Genomic DNA, 18,566 nt, shown 5'->3' with positions numbered 1-18,566 from the left:
GGGCCCACGCTGTAAGGAGTCTCACCCCTCACAACCGCCTCACCAGGACTTTCGACCCTGGGCGAGGCGGAACGGCGCCCGCACGCTGGAACGTGTGACGACTTTCCAGCGATCCCCGGCGCGTGACCGCGGTGTGGCGGTGCTGCTGGTCGGCGCGACCCTGGCCATCACGCTGGCGGACGCGGGGACCGGCCCGCAGCTGCACTTCGCCCTGTTCATGGGCATCGCGCCGCTGATCGCCGCGCTGCGCTGCGGCTACCGCCGGACGGCCGTGGTGGCCGCGGTGTACGTGCTGTGCCAGGTGTTCATCCAGGTGCGGTCGGTGCCGGACTGGTCGGTGGCCAGCAAGGTCGTCGGGGTCTTCGGTGCGCTGCTGGTCGCCGTGTTCGCGCTGGTGCTGTGCCGGACCCGGCTGGAGCGGGAAGCGCTGTACGCCCGTACGCGCATGGTCGCCGACGCCGTGCAGCGGGAGATGCTGCGCGAGCTGCCGCTGACCGCCGGGCCGCTGGAGGCGTACGGGTTCTATGTCTCCGCCCAGGAGGGCGCCCGGGTCGGCGGGGACATCTACGAAGCCGTGGAGACGCCGCACGGGCTGCGGCTGATGATCGGCGACGTGCAGGGCAAGGGCATGCCCGCGATCGGTGCCGGACACGAGGTGCTGGCCTCCTTCCGGGAGGCGGCCCACTACAAGGACAGCCTCGAAGCCGTCGCCGAGCGGATGGAGCAGGCTCTGGCCCGCTACAACGCCCGTTCCGCCGAGCGCGGCGGACAGGAACGATTCGTCACCGCGCTGCTGCTGGAGGTGCGCGGCGAGAACGGTGCGAAGGTGCTGTCCTGCGGCCACATCCCGTACTACCTCGTACGGGACGGCCAGGTCACCGAGCGCAGCGACGGCGAAGGCGGCCTGCCCCTGGGGCTCGACTGGCTCACCGGCGAGGCGCGGCAGAGCGTGGCCGTCGAGCCGGTGGCGGACGACTGGATCGTGCTGTGCACCGACGGCGTGACCGAGGCCCGCGGCGCGGACGGCGCGTTCTACCCGCTGGCCGACCGGCTGGCCCGCTGGACGCACCTGGAGCCGGACGAGCTGGCGCACACGCTCCGCGCCGACCTGGAGCGGTTCACCGGCGGTGAGCTGAAGGACGACGCGACCGTACTGATCGTGCGCCGCGGCCCGCACACCGCCGAGCAGCCGGAGCGGGCAGGGCAGGCCGAGCGGGCAGAGCTGAGCGGGCAGGCAGGGCGGACGGACCAGGCCGAGCAGGATCAGTTGAGCATGGCGCGGGCCGCGGCCGCCTGACGCCGTACCGCGGCGGCAGCGGCCGGGTCGATCTCCTCCACCACCTTCGCGTACTCCTCCAGCCCGGCCGCGCCGCCCAGGAAATCACCCCGCTGCACGAGCAGTTGCGCGTGGTCGTGGCGCAGCCGCGCCGGGTGGCTGGGCAGCAGCAGGGACAGCTCGACCGCCCACAGCTGCACGTCGCTGCGCTCCGGCCGGGCCACCGCCCACGCCCGGATGTTGTTCAGGATGCGCAGCACGATCTCCAGCGGGTCGGCCGGCGCCAGCATCTGCTCGGTCAGCGGCGCGCCGGTCGCGCCCGCGACCAGCACCCCCGCGTCCTCGTCGGTCAGCAGCCGCCCGCCGTCGAACGGGTCGACGAGGACGTGCGCGCCGTACGGGTCGCCGAAGCCGACGACGAAGTGCCCCGGCAGCGCCACCCCGTACACCGGCGCGCCCGCCCGGCGCGCGACCTCCATCCACACCACCGACAGCAGGATCGGCAGCCCCCGCCGCCGCCGCAGCACCTCGTGCAGCAGCGACGACTCCAGCCGCCGGTAGTCGGCGGGCGTGCCGCGGAACCCGAGGCGCGCGCCGAGCAGTTCGGCGACGTTGCGGGCCCAGGGGCGCGGGCCGCCCGTGGGGGCGTACGGCAGGCGCCCGGCCAGCGCGTCCAGTTCGATCTGCGCCGCGTCCAAGGCCGCCTCGTCCAGCGCGGGATCGGCCTCCGCCGCGATCAGCAGACACAGCCGGGCGAGGTCCGGCCGTTCGTCGCGCGCGGCCTCGGCGAACTGCCGGCGCCGCTCGGCGGACGTGTCGTCCCCGTCCGGGTCCCGGTCCGGATGCATACGAGGTTCGTACCCGTTCAGCTCGGGCCTCCCTGGGAGGCGCGCCAGTGGTGGTAGTGGTGGTGGGTGACGAAGCCCAGCCCGTCGTACAGCGCGCGGGCGCTCTCGTTGTCCGTCTCCACCTGGAGGTACGCGGCCGAGGCGCCCTCGTCCAGGGCCTTGCGGGCGAGCGCGGCCATCACGGCCGAGGCCAGCCCGCGCCGCCGGTGCTCCATACTGACCTCGACCGCCGCGAACCCGGCCCAGCGCCCGTCCACCACGCACCGCCCGACCGCGGCCACGTCGCCGTCGTCGTCCGGCACGCTCGCGAACCACACGGACGGACCGCCCCGCAGCACCTTGAGCACCTCGGGCCCCGGCTCGGCGGACCGCCGGTAGCGGCGCAGCCAGTCCGGGCCGATCTCCCGGGTGAGCGTCACCCGGGACACGTCCGCGTCCAGGTCGCCGACGGGTGCCAGCGCGGCGGTCCGCAGCTCCGCCGTCACCTCGCGCGTCCAGCCGCGTCGGTCCAGTTCGGCCGCCAGGTCCTCCTGGGCGCCCTGGGCGCCCGTACTGAGCTGTACGTACGCGGGCAGCGAGCGCTCCGCGTACCAGGCGCGGACCCGGTCCAGCGCGGCGTCCAGCGGCAGCCCCGGGTCGCCTGCGGCCGCCACCGAATTGGCCCGCCGGGTGAATCCGGCGCTGGCCCGCAGCTGCCACTCGCCCAGCCACTCGCTCTCCACCGGCGGCCAGCCGCGGGCGGCCACCCGGTCCAGTTCCGGCGTGCTCGTCGCGGGGGAACGGCGGCGGGCCGGAGCCGCCGGGACCCTCTTCCCGGCGACCAGAGTGGCCTCGGGGATCCGGACGGTCTCTCCGGTCCGGCGTGTGATGCTCAGCACACCACCGTCCCAGGATGTGAGAACACCGACCGTGTCGGTGAACCCGGCAGCCCCCTCCCCGGCGTCGAGCAGACGCCGGACAGATACCCTTTTGCCCACGTCAGCACGGGTGATGTGGACCTCCAGCCGTCCGCCGGTAGTGAATTCCACGGCTCTACCCGCCCCTCTTGTTCGTCTCGTGCCCGGGAACGGAGATACTAGGTGCGGGCATCGACGACGCCGCGCTCCCGCGCGCCCCGCGGCGGAACTGCCAATCGGTCCGCCAGCCCTACCGAGGAGGAACGACAGCGTGACCTACGTCATCGCGCAGCCTTGTGTCGACGTCAAGGACAAGGCATGCATCGAGGAGTGCCCCGTCGACTGCATTTACGAGGGCAAGCGGTCCTTGTACATCCACCCGGACGAATGCGTTGACTGCGGAGCTTGCGAGCCGGTCTGCCCGGTCGAGGCGATCTTTTACGAGGACGACACTCCGGAAGAGTGGAAGGACTACTACAAGGCGAACGTCGAGTTCTTCGACGAGCTCGGTTCGCCCGGTGGTGCCAGCAAGCTCGGCCTGATCGAGCGCGACCACTCCTTCATCGCAGCGCTGCCGCCGCAGAACCAGTAAGCGGCCGCATGGCGCCGCCCCGGTCCCGTACGGCCGGCCTCCCCGTCACCTGAGACCGGGATGCCGACGCCGCACGGGGCCGAGGCGTTTCCCGACCTGTGCGGCCAGAGGAACGTGAGGAAAGAGAGCACCGTGGGCCCCGTATCGTCCCGTCTTCCGGTCTTCCCCTGGGACCGGCTGGAGCCGTACAAGACCACGGCGGCCGCGTATGCCGACGGCATCGTGGACCTGTCCGTCGGCACTCCGGTCGACCCCGTGCCCGAACTCGTGCGCAAAGCCCTCACGGACGCCGCCGACAGCCCCGGCTACCCGACGGTGTGGGGCACCGCCGCCCTGCGCGACGCGATCACCGGCTGGGCAGCGGAGCGCCTGGGCGCCACCGGCCTGGACCACACCAACGTACTGCCGGTCGTCGGCTCCAAGGAACTGGTCGCCTGGCTGCCGACCCAGCTCGGCCTGGGCGCCGGCGACCGCGTCGCCTACCCGCGCCTGGCCTACCCCACCTACGAGGTCGGCGCGCGCCTGGCGGGCGCCGAGCCGGTCGTCTACGACGACCCCTGGGAGCTGGACCCCACCGGCCTCAAGCTGCTCTGGCTGAACTCCCCGTCCAACCCGACCGGCCGTGTGCTCGGCGCCGACGAGCTGCGCCGTACGGTCGCCTGGGCGCGCGAGCACGGCGTCCTGCTCTTCAGCGACGAGTGCTACATCGAACTGGGCTGGGAGTCCGACCCGGTCTCCGTCCTGCACCCGGACGTGTGCGGCGGCTCGTACGACGGCATCGTGGCCGTCCACTCGCTGTCCAAGCGCTCCAACCTGGCCGGCTACCGCGCCGCCTTTCTCGTGGGCGACGCCGCCGTCCTCGGCGAGCTGCTCCTGATCCGCAAGCACGGCGGCATGATGATCCCCGCGCCGGTGCAGGCCGCGACGGTCGCGGCGCTCGGCGACACCGAGCACGTCGGCGAGCAGCGCGAGCGCTACGCCCGCCGCCGTACGGCCCTGCGCGAGGCCCTGGAGGCCGCCGGCTTCCGGGTCGAGCACAGCGAGGCGTCGCTCTACCTGTGGGCGACGCGCGACGAGTCGTGCTGGGACACCGTCGGTGACCTCGCCAAGCGCGGCATCCTGGTCGCGCCGGGCGACTTCTACGGGAGCGCGGGGGAGCGGTTCGTACGGGTCGCCTTCACCGCCACCGACGAGCGGGTGGACGAGGCGGTACGCCGCCTGGCGCAGTAACCCGTAGCAGCCCGCCCCTGCGGGGCCGCAGCCGCACACGCGACGAGCCCGGAGCGGACGCCGTACCTCAGGCGTCCGCTCCGGGCTTCGCTGTGCGGGCTTCGCCGTGCGCGCTCCGTCAGCTGATGGGCAGCCCGTTCGTCGGCAGCAGGTCCGAGGCCAGACCGCTGTCGCCGACCGCCTGGGCCAGTCCGTCGGTGGACAGCGAGTCGGTCACCCCGTCGGTGGACAGCCCGTCGCCCGGCAGCGCGTCGGTCAGACCGTCGGTCGGCAGGCCGTCCTCGGTGGCGGTGTGGAGGGTGTCGGTGAGGATGTCCCCCGCGCTGTCCGCGGTGTCGCTGGCGGCGTTGCCCGCGGCCTGCTTCGCGGCCGGCGCGGTCTCCCCGAGCGTCTTGCCCGCGGTCTTGCCCGCGGTCTTGCTCAGGGCCGGTACGGCCTTGCGGACGACCTTGCTGCCGGCCTCGGTGGCGTTCGCGCCGGTCTCGCCGGCGAGGTCGCCGGCACCCTGGACCGCGCCGTCGGCGGTGTCGGCGAGGCTCGCGGTGTCCACTGCGCTGACTCCGCCCAGGTCGGAGGAGTTCGGCAGTTCCACGGCGCTCGCGGAGCCCGCACCGACCACGGGGGCTGCGCCGGCTGCGACCAGCAGCGCGGCTCGGGCGATCCGACGCGAGAGGGGGAGGGACATGGTGCTCCTTTTACGGAGAGGGACTGGTTCTTCTGACAGACGTGCCGTGTCCGCCGGCGGGGCGCGGTGGCTGCCGGACGCACGACGTGACTACCGCGCCAGGCCCGGGAAGGTTGCGGCACGGCCGGTAAAGAATCAGTGGGGGGTCACATAATCTGCTCCGGAGGAAACCGGGCAAACTGCGCCGTGCGCAGTACGGTGCTGAAACGTCACGCCTCAGGGCTTGGGCGGGTTCCACGCCGTTCGAGTGACCCCGGCGACGGTGATGCGGCGCCGCTGCCCGGGGTTGACGACGTTAACTCGGCCGAGGGACCGGCCGGACGGCTGCGCGGTGCGCGCGAGGCTGACGGCGTGACGGCCGTACGGGTGACGGAGCGGCGCCGCGCGGAGGCTCCGGAGGCGCTCGCGCGAGCGCGTCACCGGCGCCGGCGATCCGGCGGCCGCCTGCGGCCTCGTCCCGTTCCGGCAGTCGCCTGCGGCTCGTCCCGTTCCAGCAGCCGGCTGCGGCTCACCCCGCTCCGGCAGCGGCCCGCGGCCTCACTTCGCGGTGACGATCCGTACGTCCGCACCGGAAGCCCGCGCCGCCGCGCCGGTCGCCTTCTGCCAGCCCTTCCCGGAATCGGCCGCCGACCACATCTTCCCGGCGTAGGAAATCTGCTCGATGCCCAAGGCTCCGGAGTGGGCCATCGCCCACGTGGCCAGCTCCCAGCCGCGCCGCTCCGTCCCGGAGCCGGCCCCGGCCACCGAGGCGCCGCCGGCCTGCCCTTGGCCCGCCGAGACCCCGGCCACCCCGGAATCCGCGGCGTCGTCGGCGTCACCGTGGGAGGCCGGCCGTACGGGCACCGTCAGCACCCGGCCGCCGTCCTTGCCGCCGTCCTTGCCGCCCGGTGCCGCCCCGTCCGTGCGCGGCAGGACGTCCGGCCCGAACTCGCGCACGAGCTTCTTGCGCACCTCGTCCGTACCGCCCGGCCGCTTCCGGTCCGCCGGACGGTTCACCGAACACGTCATCGCCGCCCCGTCGCGCCCGGTCAGGGCGCCGGTCAGCAGCGCGGCGTCCGGCTCGTGCTTGGCGTACGCCTGCGGGAAGCCGCTGCGCTGCACCTTCTGCGCGGCCACCGTCAGCGGCAGCCGCGAGTAGCCCGGCACCTTGACCAGGTGCGTGTAGAACTCCCCGGCCGAGTAGACCGGGTCCATGATCTGCTCGACCGTGCCCCAGTCCTGGGACGGACGCTGCTGGAAGAGGCCGACCGAGTCGCGGTCGCCGAAGCCGATGTTGCGCAGCCCGGACTCCTGCATGGCGGTCGCCAGCGCGATCGTCACGGCCCGCTGCGGCAGCCCGCGCGCGGAGCCGACGGCCGAGATGGTCGCGGCGTTCGCGGCCTGCTCCGGCGAGATCTCGTACGGCTTCCCGCCGTCCGCGGCCCGCACCGAGCAGCGCGGTGCTCCCGGACCGCCGGTCACGTACTGCACGACGAGATACACGCCCAGCCCGACGAGCACGGCGAAGGCCGCGCCGGCCCGCAGGAGGCGCTTGCCGCGGGTGCCGCGGGAGGGGGCGGAGGACTGGGGAGACACGCAGCCAACGGTACTGGAGGGGCGCCGGTAGGGTCGGACGCATGGAGACCGCTACGCAGACCCCCGCACTGGACCTCTCCCTCGACGCGGCCGAGCTCACCGCTCAGCTCGTCGACATCCCCTCCGTCAGCCGGGACGAGAAGGCCATCGCGGACGCCGTCGAGAACGCGCTGCGTGCGCTCCCGCACCTGACGGTGGAGCGGGACGGCAACTGCATCGTCGCGCGCACCTTCCAGGGCCACGCCGAGCGGGTCGTGCTGGCCGGCCACCTGGACACCGTGCCGATCGCGGACAACGTGCCGTCCCGGCTCGACGAGGACGGCGTCCTGTGGGGCTGCGGCACCACCGACATGAAGTCCGGCGTCGCCGTGCAGCTGCGTATCGCCGCCACCGTCCCCGCGCCCAACCGGGACCTGACCTTCATCTTCTACGACATGGAGGAGATCGCCGCCGAGTTCAACGGCCTCGGGCGGCTGGCCGAGGAGCACCCGGACTGGCTGGAGGGCGACTTCGCCGTCCTGCTGGAGTCCTCGAACACCGAGGTCGAGGGCGGCTGCCAGGGCACCCTGCGGGTACTGCTGCGCACCGAGGGCGAGCGGGCCCACTCGGCGCGCAGCTGGATGGGCAGCAACGCGATCCACGCGGCGGCGCCGATCCTCGCCCGCCTGGCCTCCTACGAGCCGCGCCGGGCCGTCATCGACGGTCTCGAATACCGCGAGGGCCTGAACGCCGTACGGATCGAGGGCGGCGTGGCGGGCAACGTCATCCCCGACGCCTGCACCGTCGCCGTGAACTTCCGCTACGCGCCCGACCGCGGCGAGCAGGAGGCGCTCGACCACGTCCGGGAGGTCTTCGCGGACTGCGGCGTCGCCGAGATGATCGTCGACGACCACTCGCCGGGCGCGCTGCCGGGCCTGTCGCACCCCGCGGCCGCCGCCTTCATGAAGGCCGTCGGCGGCGTCGCGAAGCCCAAGTTCGGCTGGACGGACGTCTCGCGCTTCAGCGCCCTGGGCGTGCCCGCGGTGAACTACGGGCCCGGCGACCCCGTACTGGCGCACAAGAAGGACGAACGGGTCGCCGTCGAGCGGATCCTGCACTGCGAGGAGCGCCTGCGGTCCTGGCTCACCGCGTGACCCACGGGCCCCACCTGCCCCACCGGTGTCCCGGCATCCGGAATTGCCCTGCCCGTCACCTGCGCCGATCTACCCTTGCCGGACACCGACCGGCAGCGGAGGGAGCACGATATGGCCAGCCCCGAGGAAGAGCGGGCGTGGGAGGAACAGCGCCTGGGACCCGTGGTGCGCCGACGTGAGCAGGTGCAGAGGGGCACCACGGACCAGCGGTTGCTGGACACCGCCGAGGGCGACACGGACTGGGTGCACACCGACCCCTGGCGGGTCATGCGCATCCAGTCGGAATTCGTGGAGGGCTTTGGCGCACTGGCCGAACTGCCGAGCGCGATCAGCGTCTTCGGCTCGGCCCGGACACCCGTCGGCTCACCCGAGTACGAGACGGGCGTCGAACTCGGCCGGGCGCTGGTGGAGGCCGGCTTCGCGGTGATCACCGGCGGCGGCCCCGGCGTGATGGAGGCCGCCAACCGGGGCGCCAGGGAGGCCAAGGGCGTCTCCGTCGGACTGGGCATCGAGCTGCCCTTCGAGCAGGGGATGAACCCGCACGTCGACATCGGCGTCAACTTCCGGTACTTCTTCGTCCGGAAAACGATGTTCGTGAAATATGCCCAGGGGTTCGTCGTGCTGCCCGGCGGCATGGGCACCCTCGACGAGCTGTTCGAGGCGCTGACCCTCGTCCAGACGCGCAAGGTCACCCGCTTCCCGATCGTGCTCTTCGGTACGGAGTACTGGAACGGCCTGGTCGACTGGCTGCGGGACACGGTGGTCGCGCAGGGCAAGGCGTCGGAGCACGACCTGCTGCTCTTCCACGTCACGGACGACGTGGACGAGGCGGTCGCGCTGGTGTCCAAGGAGACCGGGAAGTAGGGAACGGCCGAAGGCCCAGGTATCGGCGTCGGAGGCGGCTGCCCGTCGCAGGATGCGCGACATCCTCGGGGAGCTGCGCCGACCGCCGGTTCCCCGTCGCGTCCGGCCCGTGCCGGATCGGAGGGGAACGGTCTGATCCGTCCCGGCAAGCCACCTCTGGGCTCCGGACCAATCGTTCCGGGGGCAGCAGACTGCGAAGGCGGCCTCCCGCCCGGACCGGCTGCCTGTCGATGCAGTGATCCCGTAGCCGAAGCGGTACGGACGGCGCTGAAGCAAGCCGCACGGGAACGTGGACCGTGCTCGGTGTCTCCGTTGGGGCGGTGCCCGCGGGTTCCTTCTGCGCGCGCACCGGAGCGCGCTCGGCGAGGACCGGCAGTGGCGGGAGCGGCGACCTGGGCGCCGACGTCATCGGCTGCATCGTGGCCTTGCACCGCGCCCTGCCGGGCTCCCGGGTCAAGGGCGCCCGCCCGAAGACGCTGGTCCCGCTGAACGGAAGCGGCGGCACACGGCGCCCGCCCACTCAGTGACCGTGCCCGGTGTTCGGGCTCGGGGCGCGAGGGTCCGTCGGGTATTCGAGGGCCCGTCAGCAAACTGGCGGGCCCTCGTCACAAGTTCGCGGTCAGGCGATCAGGAGTCAGCGCCACTCGGGAGGAATGTTTTCGAGCTGCGTCAGCAGATCCCAGTTCTCCGGCTTGTCGCTCGGCCTGAACCACTCAGAACTGCGGCACACCCAGTACCCGCGAGTTTCACGGACGCCTTCCAGCATGGTGTCCTCGATTCCGGACTCCGAACCACAGCAACCGCAGATGCTGTTGAGGGCGCAACCGTCCTCCCGGAAGGGGCCGTCGACGAAGCCGCAAATTCGGCACACGCATTCTTCGTCAAGGTTTTCCATCTCTTCCCTTTCTCCGCATCGCATACTTGTCGATGTCGCCGAGAACGGGGAGGACACCGGCGCAGGAGGCACTGGCGTCCCAGCCCATTCCGCGGAGGCCGTAGACGAGGCAGTTGAAGCCGTCGAAGGGCTCGCCCAGGACCGGGACGTAGCCGGCCCAGTCGGAACCGGTCTGGAAGTCGTCGAGGTACTTCTCCCAGATGCTGGTGTCGTCTTCGTTGGCCAGGAGGAACCGCATCTGTTCCTCAAGCGCCAGGAGTTCGTTCATCTCCTTCTGCGCCTGCGCATCGTGCCGCTTGGCCTCGGTTTCCTTGCGCTCCCTTTCCTTGTACTGCTCGCGGGCTTCGTCATGGGCCTTGCGCGCCGCGTCCCGGTCCTTGCCCGCGTTCTCGGCGGAGACCCGGGCGTCATTGGCATAGGTCCACGCTTCACTCGCGGACATCTGGGCCGACTGGGCCGACAGTTCGGCGCGGGCGGCGGCGTTGACCGCCCTGGTCGCGGCCTGGTCCGCCTCCTTGGCGGCCTGAGTGGCCTTCCTCGCCGACTCGGCGGCCCGGTCCGAGCAGGCCCTGGATCCGGGCTTCGTGGGTGGCCGCCAGCTGGTCCTTGCGCTGGGCCTTGTGCTGCCCGACGGTGATGAACGCACGGAGCAGGTCGGGCGACCCCTCAAGGGCGACCTGCGCCGCACTCTTGAGCTCGGGGCCACCGGTGCTCATCAGCCGCATGGCCTGGACCCGCTCATCGGAGAGACGAGCCTTGTCCTGCCCGGTCGCGATGAATTCGACGAGCTTTTCCGGGGAGTTGTCGTCCAGCGCGGCCTGTGCGGCCTTCTTCACCTGGGCCCCGCCCGTGCTGGCCAGCTTCATCACGCTGATGCGGTACTGGGTCGCTGCGGCCTCGTGCTGACCGGTGCTCAAGGATGCGTCGATCTGTTCGGCGTCGCCTGGGGCAACCGCAGCCTGCACCTCTACCGCGGTGACGGCAAGGGCACCCTCGCTGCCGGGCCCGCCATGTGGCCGACGGTCGCATAGTCGGCCCCGTACCGCCTGCGAAGTTCCCGGTCGGCACGTTTGATGGTGCTCACCGGGAACTTCGGCTTCCCGGTGTCCGGCCCCCGGCGGTCCGGTATGGCACTAGGCAAGTCCCCGGCGGGCGACCGCCGGGGGCCGGTGGCCCGCGATGGACGCCACCATGTCCAGGACCTGCCGCGTCTCGGCGACCTCGTGGACGCGGTAGACCTGCGCGCCCAGCCACGCCGAGACCGCGGTCGTGGCCAGCGTCCCGATGAGCCGTTCCTTGACCGGGCGGTCCAGTGTCTCGCCGACGAAGTCCTTGTTGGACAGCGAGACCAGCACCGGCCAGCCCGTATCGGTCATCTCGCCCAGCCGGCGCGTCGCCTCCAGGCTGTGCCGGGTGTTCTTCCCGAAGTCGTGCCCCGGGTCGATCATGATCGCGTCGCGTCGGACGCCCAGCTCCACCGCCCGCTCGGCCAGCCCCAGCGTCACCCGCAGGATGTCCGCCAGCACGTCCTCGTACGCCACCCGGTGCGGGCGGGTACGCGGCTCCACACCACCCGCGTGGGTGCACACCAGACCGGCGCCGTAGCGCGCCGCGACCTCGGCCAGCTTCGGGTCCACCCCGCCCCACGCGTCGTTCAGCAGGTCCGCGCCGGCCTCGCAGACCGCCTCGCCGACGTCGTGCCGCCAGGTGTCCACGCTGATCACCACGTCGGGGAACCGCTTGCGCACCTCGGCGACGAAGCCGACCGTGCGCCGGGCCTCCTCCTCGGCGCTGACCTCCTCGCCGGGGCCCGCCTTCACCCCGCCGATGTCGATGATCGCGGCGCCCTCGGCCACCGCCTGCTCCACCCGGGCGAGCGCGGGCTCGTCCGTGAAGGTGGCCCCCTGGTCGTAGAAGGAGTCCGGGGTCCTGTTCACGATGGCCATGATCACCGGCTCGTGAACGGTGAACTCTCGATTCCCCAGCCGCAGCATTGCTTCTCCCTCTTCCTGGTCCGGCAGCGACCCTAACCGTCACACCCGCATGGCACGATCAGTGCCAACACATAGCTCGGGGAGATGGTCGTGTTCTGGTTCTTGCTGATCGCGATGGTCGTGGTGGTCGCCGCGGTCACGCTCGCCGTGGTCGGCGGCGGCGACGCGGGCGGGCTCGGCGAGGCCGCTCCGGACCGGCTGTACGAGCCGCTGCCCGCCGACCGGCCCGTCTCCCGCGCCGACGTGGAGGCGGTACGCCTGCCGGTGGGCGTACGCGGCTACCGGATGAACGACGTCGACGACGTGCTGGACCGGCTCGGCGCCGAGCTGGCCGAACGGGACGCGCGGATCGCCGAGCTGGAGGCGGCCCTCGCGGGCGCGCACGCCGCGGCGATGGGTCCGCCGGACCTCGTCAAGGACGGCCCGGAGGACAGCCCGGGGGCCAGCCTGGGGGCCGCCGCCGGGGACCGGGACGGGAAGCGGCCCGGGGAACGCCCAGCCGCACCAGCCGCACAGGAACCCCCGGCCACCGGGGACGAGGAAGAGGGGAAGACCGCCTCATGACGGGAGTGAGCACGGCGCCGGACGGGGTGCCCCGCTGCCCCTGGGGCATGGAGTCGGAGAAAATGGCCGACTATCGCACCTATCACGACACCGAATGGGGCCTGCCGGTCCACGGCGACGACGCACTCTTCGAGCGGATGTGCCTGGAGGCGTTCCAGTCCGGGCTGTCCTGGATCACGATCCTGCGCCGCCGGGAGGGCTTCCGGGCCGCGTTCGCGGACTTCCGGATCGAGGCGGTCGCCCGGTTCACCGACGCGGACGCCGAGCGGCTGCTCACCGACGCCCGCATCGTCCGCAACCGCGCGAAGATCAACGCGGTGATCGGCAACGCGCGGGTCGCGGCCGAGCTGGCCCCGGGCGAGCTGGACCGGCTGATCTGGTCGTACGCGCCCGAGCGCGGCGACCGCCGGGCCCCGCGCACGCTGTCCGACGTGGCGCCCGTCACCCCGGAGTCCACGGCGCTGGCCAAGGACCTCAAGAAGCGCGGCTTCCGCTTCGTCGGCCCCACCACCGCGTACGCGACGATGCAGGCGTGCGGCCTGGTCAACGACCATCTGGCGGACTGCCATGTGCGGGACGCGGTGGAGGCGGCGGCAGGGACGTGAGGGACGGGCGGCCGGGCCGGGCTCCGGGGCTCCGGCCGGGCCTAGCGCCCCAGGAACTTCGGCTTCTCCTTCTTCACGAACGCCTCCACCGCGATGTGGTGGTCCTCCGAGGCGCCCGCCCGCGTCTGCAGCTCGTCCTCCTTGGCCAGCGTCTCGGCGAGCGAGTGTCCGGCCCCGAACGCGAGGGATTCCTTGATCGCGGCGTAGGCGGCGGTCGGCCCCTCGGCCAGCGTGCGCGCCACCGCCGCCGCCTCGGCCGCCAGCTCCGCCGCCGGGACGACCTTGTTCGCGATGCCCAGGTCGTACGCCTCCTGGGCGGAGATGCTGCGCGGGAAGAGCAGCAGGTCGGCGGCGCGGCCGTGGCCGATCAGGCGGGGCAGCGTCCAGGAGATGCCGGAGTCGGCGGTGAGCGCCACGCCTGCGAAGGAGGTGTTGAAGGAGGCGGTGTCGGCGACGACCCGGTAGTCCGCGGCCAGCGCGAAGCCGGCGCCGGCGCCCGCCGCGACCCCGTTGACCCCGGCCACCACCGGCTTGGGCATCCCGGCGAGCGCCGTGACGACGGGGTTGTAGTGCTCGCGCACCGTGCTCATGGTCTGCCCGGAGCCGGTCGCGCGGTCCTCGGCCAGCAGCCCGATGTGCTCCTTGAGGTCCTGCCCCACGCAGAAGGCGCGTCCGGTGGCGGTCAGCAGGACGGCCCGTACGGCCGGGTCGGCGGCGGCCTCGCGCAGGATGTCCCGCAGGGCGGCCTTGGCCTCCGTGTTCATCGCGTTCATGGCGTCGGGACGGTTGATCGTGATCGTCCCGACGCCGTCGGTCACGTCGTAGAGCACGGTGTCGGCCATGGTGAGGGGTCCCTCCGTCGCGGCTCGCGGCCGCCGGGCAGTGGCGGCCAGCGCTCAGGATGCCGGAGATCATCGGCGCCCGTCATGTGACGTACGTCAAACAACCGGCGAGGACCGGACGCCGGAGGAGGGCGAAGTATCGCAGCCCACTCCCCGAATTGGGTGGTTTTGCGAGAGCGCGTTGCCGAAGGGATGCTCCCCGATGTTGGTCATCGGGTCGTGCGATGCGGGATAATGGCCTGGAAGCAATGTGTTCGATGCCGGTGACACCTGGGTTGTCGGCTGCGTGAGCTGGTTTCAGGAAGGGGAACGAGCATGGCGGCCATGAAGCCGCGGACGGGCGACGGCCCGCTCGAGGTGACCAAGGAGGGGCGGGGCATCGTCATGCGCGTTCCGCTCGAAGGCGGCGGTCGACTCGTCGTCGAGCTGACTCCCGACGAGGCCAAGGCTTTGGGCGAGGCCCTGGAGAAGGTCACCGTCTGACAGGGCAGCAGCCGCCCTGATGCTGCGGTTTCCCGGGGCTGACCCCTGGACCCCCAGCCGAATACCCGGGCCCCGGTGGGCGCCGCGCACGCGCGCGGCACCCACCGGGGCCGCGTTCGTTCCCGGGCGGCCGGACCGTGTGCGCGGCGGGCCTCCCGTCCGTACGGTGGTCCCGCCGTACGTCCCGTCGTGCGCCGCTCCGGCCCGTCCGTGCAGTCGTCCCGCCGTACGCCGCTCCGGCGGCCGCACCCGCGCGTGCCACGGTCCGCGCTCAGCCGCGTTTGACGGCGCACAGCAGGCCGTCGCCCACCGGCAGCAGGGACGAGACCAGCGCGTCCGTCTCGCGGAGCGTGCGCAGCAGCTCCCGCAGGCGCAGCACCTCGGCGGGCTGGGCCGCCGAGTCGACCGTACGGCCGTCGGCGAAGACGCCCTCGAAGCAGACCAGGCCGCCGGGGCGCAGCAGCCGCAACGATTCAGCGAGATAGTCCAGGCACTCCATGCGGTCGCCGTCGCAGAAGACGAGGTCGTAGCCGCCGTCGGCGAGCCGGGGCAGGACGTCCAGGGCGCGGCCGGGGATGAAGCGCGCGCGGTTGCCGGCGAAGCCCGCCTCCCGGAACGCCTGCTTCGCGAACTGCTGCCGCTCCGGTTCCAGGTCGACCGTCGTCAGGACGCCGTCAGGGCGCATGCCGTGCAGGAGGTAGATGCCCGACACTCCCGTGCCGGTGCCGATCTCGGCGACCGCCTTGGCGTCGGCCGTCGCGGCGAGCAGGCGCAACGCGGTGCCGGTGCCGGTGGACACCGCACGGATGCCCGCCTCCCGCGCCCGCTCCCGGGACCAGTGCAGGGCGGCGTCGGCCTCGTCGTCGATGGTCCCGGCGCCGTACGCCTCGGCGAATGCCAAGCTCGTCTGCCGGTTGCCGGTAATGGCCCTCTCCTGTCCCCGTAGTTGACGCAACCGTGACTGTATCCGCTGCGTGCGGGAACCCGCAGATGGGACCGGGCGTTGAAGCACAGCAGGGGGGATGCATCGGTGAAGACCCAACGAGATGTGCGGCATGACGCGAAGCCAGGCCAAAAGCAGGTCAAATCTGCTTATCCGGAGCTAACGGGCGAGGTGGATATGGTAGGGGCTCTACTGGACACCACCAGAGCCACCAGGGGAGGTGCGGCTGCGACGGGTGACCGATGGGCGCGCAGGCGTCTCAGGCGGTCGGCCGCCGAGCCGAAATCCGTGACAGACACCGCTGACCGTTCCCGCTCCCACGGCCTCAAGGGTAGGGGAGGGGCCTTTGACACCGCTACGACAGCGACGTTCGCCGCCGAAGCGGATGCGCAGGCCTGGACCCCGCCCAGCTGGGAGGAGATCGTCAGCACCCACAGCGCGCGGGTCTACCGTCTCGCCTACCGCCTCACGGGCAACCAGCACGACGCCGAGGACCTGACGCAGGAGGTGTTCGTCCGCGTCTTCCGCTCGCTGTCGACCTACACCCCCGGCACCTTCGAGGGCTGGCTGCACCGCATCACGACCAACCTCTTCCTGGACATGGTCCGCCGCCGCCAGCGCATCCGCTTCGATGCGCTCGGTGACGACGCGGCCGAGCGGCTGCCCAGCCGCGAGCCCTCCCCGCAGCAGCATTTCAACGACACCCACTTCGACGCCGACGTCCAGCAGGCGCTGGACACCCTCGCGCCCGAGTTCCGCGCCGCCGTGGTGCTCTGCGACATCGAGGGCCTGTCGTACGAGGAGATCGCCGCCACCCTCGGTGTGAAGCTGGGCACGGTCCGCAGCCGGATCCACCGCGGTCGCTCCCACCTGCGCAAGGCGCTCAAGCACCGCTCCCCGGCGGCGCGCGCCGAGGAGCGCGAGCGCGACCGGCGGCCGCTCACCTCGGTCACTACAGGGGAGGTCGGAATCGCGTGAGCGGTACAGGCGGTCCGTCCCCCGCCGAGCATCATCTCGGCGACCGCCTCGCGGCTCTGGTCGACGGGGAGTTGGGGCATGACGCGCGCGAGCGGGTGCTCGCGCATCTCGCTACGTGCGGAAAGTGCAAGGCGGAGGCCGACGACCAGCGGCAGCTGAAGAACGTCTTCGCCGAGACGGCGCCCCCCGGTCCCTCCGAGGGGCTGCTGGCGCGTCTCCAGGGGCTGCCCGGAGGTGATGCCGACGGCTCCGGAAGTCGGCTGGGCCCCGGGCGCTTCGGCAGCCGTGCCTTCGGCGGTGACGTCACCGAGGGCGGCGAGTTCGAGGCGCGCGGCGGCTCGTTCCGGTACCTGCCGTCCGGCGGCCACACCGTCGGCGCGGTGCCCCGTCAGCCGCGCTCCCGCGGCTTCCGTATCCACGAACCGGACCGGCCCGCGCCGCAGCGCCGCCGGTTCGCCTTCGCGGCGGCCGGCGCGGTCTCCCTGGCGGCGTTCGCGCTCGGCGGCACCCTGCCGCTGGAGGCGGCGGTCGACACCCCGAGCAGCCGCGGCGACGGTACGGGCAGCCAGATGACGCCGCTCGGCGCCACCCCGGGGCCGGTCGGCCCGCCCGGCACGACTCGCGGCGAGGCCCTGCTGTTCGCGACGAGCCACCCCTGGGCGCGCTCGCTCCCCGACGCGGGCCCGACCCCGGAGCCGGCCCCGAGTTCGCTCGGCCTGACCGGCCCGTCGGCGCCGTCGGCCGCACGCCCCGCCCCGACGCTGCCGCTGTCCGAGATCGCGTTCCCGGCCGACGGCCGGTCCGTCCTGCCCGCCCTGACGCTCCAGACCGGTCAGCTGCTGCCGTACCATCCCGCGCGGGGCAGTGCGTCCGCCCCGCTGTCCGGCGCCCGCGTCGTCGGCCCGTACCAGCCTCCGGCGGACGCCGGACAGTCCCTGGCGGGGCCCGCCGTACCGTCCGCCCCGGCCTCCCGGGAGGCGATGACCGCCCACCACCCGGCCCCGCGCTGACCGGGCTCTGCGCGGGGCCGCGCGAACCTGGTTGAATCGCTCTCCGGGCGGCGTTCCCCTGTGGGGGCGCGCCTCCGGCGAGGTGGTGGTGCCCGCCTGACACAGCGGGCGGATCGGTGGGGAGCGCGGAGAGCATGGACGAGGGGACGGCCGCCGGGCCGAAGCGGAACTGGTGGAGCCGGTCGGGGCAGCTGCCCGCAGAGCCGTCGGAACAGGCGCCCGCCGCGCCCGGTCCCACGGCACCCGACGCCGAAGCGGCCGCCGCCACCCGGGAGTTCCCGGCCCTGCCGGGGGAGGCCGGAGCCGCACCGGGTACGTCACCGGACACCGGGCAGGGGGCGGGCACCGGCGCGCCGCACGCCCCCGGGCGGCATGCGTCCGAGCAGCCGGTACCGCAGGGCGTCGAGCAGCAGGTTTCCGTACCGCAGGGCGTCGAGCAGCAGGTTTCCGTACCGCAGGGCGCCGAGTCGCAGGTCTCTGCTCCGCACGGTTCCGAGCAGCAAGCCCCTGCCCCGCACGGTTCCGAGCAGCAGGTTCCCGCTCCGCCGAGCGCCCCGCCGACCGCTCCGCCGCGGCAGCCCCTGCACCCCCAGGACCCGTACGGCACGCCTCCGTACGGCGATCCGGGGCCCTGGGCGCCCGCGCCGCCGGTCCAGCGCCCGACGGCCACCCCGGCGCAGGGCACGGGAGTTCCGCCGCAGGGCGCGGGCCCCGCACCGCAGGCCGCAGCTCCCGCCCCTCAGGGCGCGGCGCCGATGCCTGCCGGGCAGCAGGCCGGGTACGGCACTGGCGCGCCCGTAGCGCCGCCCCAGCAGCCGTTCACAGCCCAGCAGCGGCCTCCGGCGGGCCCGCAGTCGTACGAGGGCTCCGCCGCCCGTACGCCGATGCCGCAGGCCGAGCCGTCGCCGACGGCCGCTCAGCCGCCGCACGGGCAGCCCTCGCCCGCCCAGTCGCCGCACGCTGAGCCCTCGTCCGCCCAGTCCCCGCAGGCTCCGTCCGCGCCGCACCCGGCCGGGGCCACCCCGCCGCCCGGCACCGGCACGGACACCACCCAGCTCACCGCCGGGGACGGCGCCCGGCTTCCCGCCGGGGCGCGCGACACCTCCGGCGGCGCCCCGCTCCCGCCCGAGGCGCACGGCGCGCCGCAGCCCCC

At 73.1% G+C, this 18,566-nt stretch carries 22 protein-coding genes and 1 pseudogene; 13 read left to right on the top strand and 10 right to left on the bottom strand.

Annotated features, from left to right (window positions below; genetic code table 11):
• The first annotated feature begins 94 nt into the window (after positions 1-94).
• Positions 95-1,297: a PP2C family protein-serine/threonine phosphatase gene (locus tag JXZ78_RS38925; protein ID WP_238783686.1), complete on the top strand. Its 1,203-nt coding sequence runs from the start codon at positions 95-97 to the stop codon at positions 1,295-1,297.
• Here JXZ78_RS38925 and JXZ78_RS38920 read toward each other — a convergent pair.
• Positions 1,264-2,124 (bottom strand): transglutaminase-like and tetratricopeptide repeat-containing protein, encoded by an 861-nt coding sequence (locus JXZ78_RS38920; protein ID WP_030020285.1) that lies wholly within the window; start codon positions 2,122-2,124, stop codon positions 1,264-1,266. The two genes, JXZ78_RS38925 and JXZ78_RS38920, sit on opposite strands and share 34 nt — an antisense overlap.
• Positions 2,125-2,141: 17 nt before the next feature.
• The gene (locus tag JXZ78_RS38915; protein ID WP_030020286.1) at positions 2,142-3,152 is read right to left on the bottom strand and encodes a GNAT family N-acetyltransferase; all 1,011 of its coding nucleotides are present in this window, start codon (positions 3,150-3,152) and stop codon (positions 2,142-2,144) included.
• 139 nt (positions 3,153-3,291) lie between these two features.
• Between JXZ78_RS38915 and fdxA the strand changes: the two genes are divergently transcribed.
• Positions 3,292-3,612, top strand: coding sequence for a ferredoxin (fdxA, locus tag JXZ78_RS38910; protein WP_030020287.1), 321 nt, complete (start codon positions 3,292-3,294; stop codon positions 3,610-3,612).
• Positions 3,613-3,744: 132 nt separating this feature from the next.
• Entirely contained in the window at positions 3,745-4,842 is a 1,098-nt protein-coding gene (dapC, locus tag JXZ78_RS38905; protein WP_030020288.1) for a succinyldiaminopimelate transaminase, read from the top strand.
• Positions 4,843-4,960: 118 nt separating this feature from the next.
• On the opposite strand, the gene JXZ78_RS38900 is transcribed toward dapC, so the two are convergent.
• On the bottom strand, positions 4,961-5,527 hold the full coding sequence (locus tag JXZ78_RS38900; protein ID WP_030020289.1) for a hypothetical protein: 567 nt from the start codon (positions 5,525-5,527) through the stop codon (positions 4,961-4,963).
• A gap of 537 nt (positions 5,528-6,064) precedes the next feature.
• On the bottom strand, positions 6,065-7,102 hold the full coding sequence (locus tag JXZ78_RS38895; RefSeq protein ID WP_030020290.1) for a VldE C-terminal domain-containing protein: 1,038 nt from the start codon (positions 7,100-7,102) through the stop codon (positions 6,065-6,067).
• A gap of 41 nt (positions 7,103-7,143) precedes the next feature.
• On the opposite strand from JXZ78_RS38895, the gene dapE reads away from it, so the two are divergent.
• From dapE to JXZ78_RS38880, 3 genes are all read left to right on the top strand, one after another.
• The gene (gene dapE, locus JXZ78_RS38890; RefSeq protein ID WP_030020291.1) at positions 7,144-8,235 is read left to right on the top strand and encodes a succinyl-diaminopimelate desuccinylase; all 1,092 of its coding nucleotides are present in this window, start codon (positions 7,144-7,146) and stop codon (positions 8,233-8,235) included.
• A gap of 111 nt (positions 8,236-8,346) precedes the next feature.
• Positions 8,347-9,099 (top strand): LOG family protein, encoded by a 753-nt coding sequence (locus JXZ78_RS38885; RefSeq protein WP_030020292.1) that lies wholly within the window; start codon positions 8,347-8,349, stop codon positions 9,097-9,099.
• 320 nt (positions 9,100-9,419) lie between these two features.
• Complete coding sequence (locus JXZ78_RS38880) at positions 9,420-9,626, top strand: hypothetical protein (RefSeq protein WP_030020293.1); 207 nt, start codon at positions 9,420-9,422, stop codon at positions 9,624-9,626.
• Positions 9,627-9,733: 107 nt separating this feature from the next.
• On the opposite strand, the gene JXZ78_RS38875 is transcribed toward JXZ78_RS38880, so the two are convergent.
• From JXZ78_RS38875 to JXZ78_RS38865, 3 genes are read right to left on the bottom strand one after another with little or no spacing between them, the layout of a single operon-like run.
• Positions 9,734-9,994 (bottom strand): hypothetical protein, encoded by a 261-nt coding sequence (locus JXZ78_RS38875; RefSeq protein ID WP_078624275.1) that lies wholly within the window; start codon positions 9,992-9,994, stop codon positions 9,734-9,736.
• Positions 9,981-10,436: a hypothetical protein gene (locus tag JXZ78_RS38870; protein ID WP_033037876.1), complete on the bottom strand. Its 456-nt coding sequence runs from the start codon at positions 10,434-10,436 to the stop codon at positions 9,981-9,983. Before JXZ78_RS38870 ends, JXZ78_RS38875 begins: the two co-directional genes overlap by 14 nt.
• Positions 10,423-10,911, bottom strand: a complete 489-nt coding sequence (locus JXZ78_RS38865) for an ALF repeat-containing protein (RefSeq protein WP_157851588.1) — start codon at positions 10,909-10,911, stop codon at positions 10,423-10,425. The genes JXZ78_RS38870 and JXZ78_RS38865 overlap by 14 nt, the downstream gene beginning before the upstream one ends.
• Between JXZ78_RS38865 and JXZ78_RS40570 the strand changes: the two genes are divergently transcribed.
• The gene (locus tag JXZ78_RS40570) at positions 10,894-11,025 is read left to right on the top strand and encodes a hypothetical protein (RefSeq protein ID WP_275128671.1); all 132 of its coding nucleotides are present in this window, start codon (positions 10,894-10,896) and stop codon (positions 11,023-11,025) included. The genes JXZ78_RS38865 and JXZ78_RS40570 overlap by 18 nt on opposite strands.
• 102 nt (positions 11,026-11,127) lie before the next feature.
• On the opposite strand, the gene folP is transcribed toward JXZ78_RS40570, so the two are convergent.
• Positions 11,128-11,988 carry a dihydropteroate synthase gene (gene folP / locus JXZ78_RS38860; protein WP_030020295.1) on the bottom strand — a complete coding sequence of 287 codons (861 nt, stop codon included), beginning with the start codon at positions 11,986-11,988 and terminating at the stop codon, positions 11,128-11,130.
• Positions 11,989-12,078: 90 nt separating this feature from the next.
• Here folP and JXZ78_RS38855 point away from each other — a divergent pair, with 90 nt between their 5' ends.
• Both JXZ78_RS38855 and JXZ78_RS38850 read left to right on the top strand, forming a co-directional pair.
• Entirely contained in the window at positions 12,079-12,552 is a 474-nt protein-coding gene (locus tag JXZ78_RS38855; protein ID WP_106968794.1) for a DivIVA domain-containing protein, read from the top strand.
• Entirely contained in the window at positions 12,549-13,157 is a 609-nt protein-coding gene (locus JXZ78_RS38850; RefSeq protein WP_030020297.1) for a DNA-3-methyladenine glycosylase I, read from the top strand. Before JXZ78_RS38855 ends, JXZ78_RS38850 begins: the two co-directional genes overlap by 4 nt.
• A gap of 41 nt (positions 13,158-13,198) precedes the next feature.
• Here JXZ78_RS38850 and chcB read toward each other — a convergent pair whose 3' ends face one another.
• Entirely contained in the window at positions 13,199-13,999 is an 801-nt protein-coding gene (chcB, locus tag JXZ78_RS38845; protein WP_030020298.1) for a 2-cyclohexenylcarbonyl CoA isomerase, read from the bottom strand.
• A gap of 315 nt (positions 14,000-14,314) precedes the next feature.
• Here chcB and JXZ78_RS38840 point away from each other — a divergent pair, with 315 nt between their 5' ends.
• Positions 14,315-14,482, top strand: a complete 168-nt coding sequence (locus JXZ78_RS38840; RefSeq protein ID WP_003985072.1) for a DUF3117 domain-containing protein — start codon at positions 14,315-14,317, stop codon at positions 14,480-14,482.
• 271 nt (positions 14,483-14,753) lie between these two features.
• Here JXZ78_RS38840 and JXZ78_RS38835 read toward each other — a convergent pair whose 3' ends face one another.
• Positions 14,754-15,437, bottom strand: coding sequence for an O-methyltransferase (locus JXZ78_RS38835; RefSeq protein WP_030020299.1), 684 nt, complete (start codon positions 15,435-15,437; stop codon positions 14,754-14,756).
• A 276-nt stretch (positions 15,438-15,713) separates the two neighbouring features.
• On the opposite strand from JXZ78_RS38835, the gene sigE reads away from it, so the two are divergent.
• The 3 genes and pseudogenes from sigE to JXZ78_RS38820 all read left to right on the top strand — a co-directional run.
• Positions 15,714-16,403 carry an RNA polymerase sigma factor SigE gene (gene sigE / locus JXZ78_RS38830; RefSeq protein ID WP_030020300.1) on the top strand — a complete coding sequence of 230 codons (690 nt, stop codon included), beginning with the start codon at positions 15,714-15,716 and terminating at the stop codon, positions 16,401-16,403.
• A complete protein-coding gene (locus JXZ78_RS38825) occupies positions 16,400-17,413 on the top strand; it encodes an anti-sigma factor family protein (protein WP_030020301.1) in 1,014 nt (337 codons plus the stop codon). The genes sigE and JXZ78_RS38825 overlap by 4 nt, the downstream gene beginning before the upstream one ends.
• A 134-nt stretch (positions 17,414-17,547) precedes the next feature.
• Positions 17,548-18,566: pseudogene (locus tag JXZ78_RS38820) on the top strand (hypothetical protein); the annotation flags it as partial.

This window comes from Streptomyces monomycini (assembly GCF_022271435.1).
Lineage (GTDB): Bacteria > Actinomycetota > Actinomycetes > Streptomycetales > Streptomycetaceae > Streptomyces > Streptomyces monomycini.
Note: the sequence above shows the minus strand (reverse complement) of the source record. Positions and strands in the feature narration are given on the sequence as shown.

Bases quoted from the DNA above. Each gene is read 5' to 3' on its own strand.
- JXZ78_RS38920 (WP_030020285.1), bottom strand. From the start codon at position 2,124: ATGCATCCGGACCGGGACCCGGACGGGGACGACACGTCCGCCGAGCGG.
- JXZ78_RS38900 (WP_030020289.1), bottom strand. From the start codon at position 5,527: ATGTCCCTCCCCCTCTCGCGTCGGATCGCCCGAGCCGCGCTGCTGGTC.
- dapE (WP_030020291.1), top strand. From the start codon at position 7,144: ATGGAGACCGCTACGCAGACCCCCGCACTGGACCTCTCCCTCGACGCG.
- JXZ78_RS38885 (WP_030020292.1), top strand. From the start codon at position 8,347: ATGGCCAGCCCCGAGGAAGAGCGGGCGTGGGAGGAACAGCGCCTGGGA.
- JXZ78_RS38875 (WP_078624275.1), bottom strand. From the start codon at position 9,994: ATGGAAAACCTTGACGAAGAATGCGTGTGCCGAATTTGCGGCTTCGTC.
- JXZ78_RS38870 (WP_033037876.1), bottom strand. From the start codon at position 10,436: ATGTCCGCGAGTGAAGCGTGGACCTATGCCAATGACGCCCGGGTCTCC.
- folP (WP_030020295.1), bottom strand. From the start codon at position 11,988: ATGCTGCGGCTGGGGAATCGAGAGTTCACCGTTCACGAGCCGGTGATC.
- JXZ78_RS38850 (WP_030020297.1), top strand. From the start codon at position 12,549: ATGACGGGAGTGAGCACGGCGCCGGACGGGGTGCCCCGCTGCCCCTGG.
- chcB (WP_030020298.1), bottom strand. From the start codon at position 13,999: ATGGCCGACACCGTGCTCTACGACGTGACCGACGGCGTCGGGACGATC.
- JXZ78_RS38840 (WP_003985072.1), top strand. From the start codon at position 14,315: ATGGCGGCCATGAAGCCGCGGACGGGCGACGGCCCGCTCGAGGTGACC.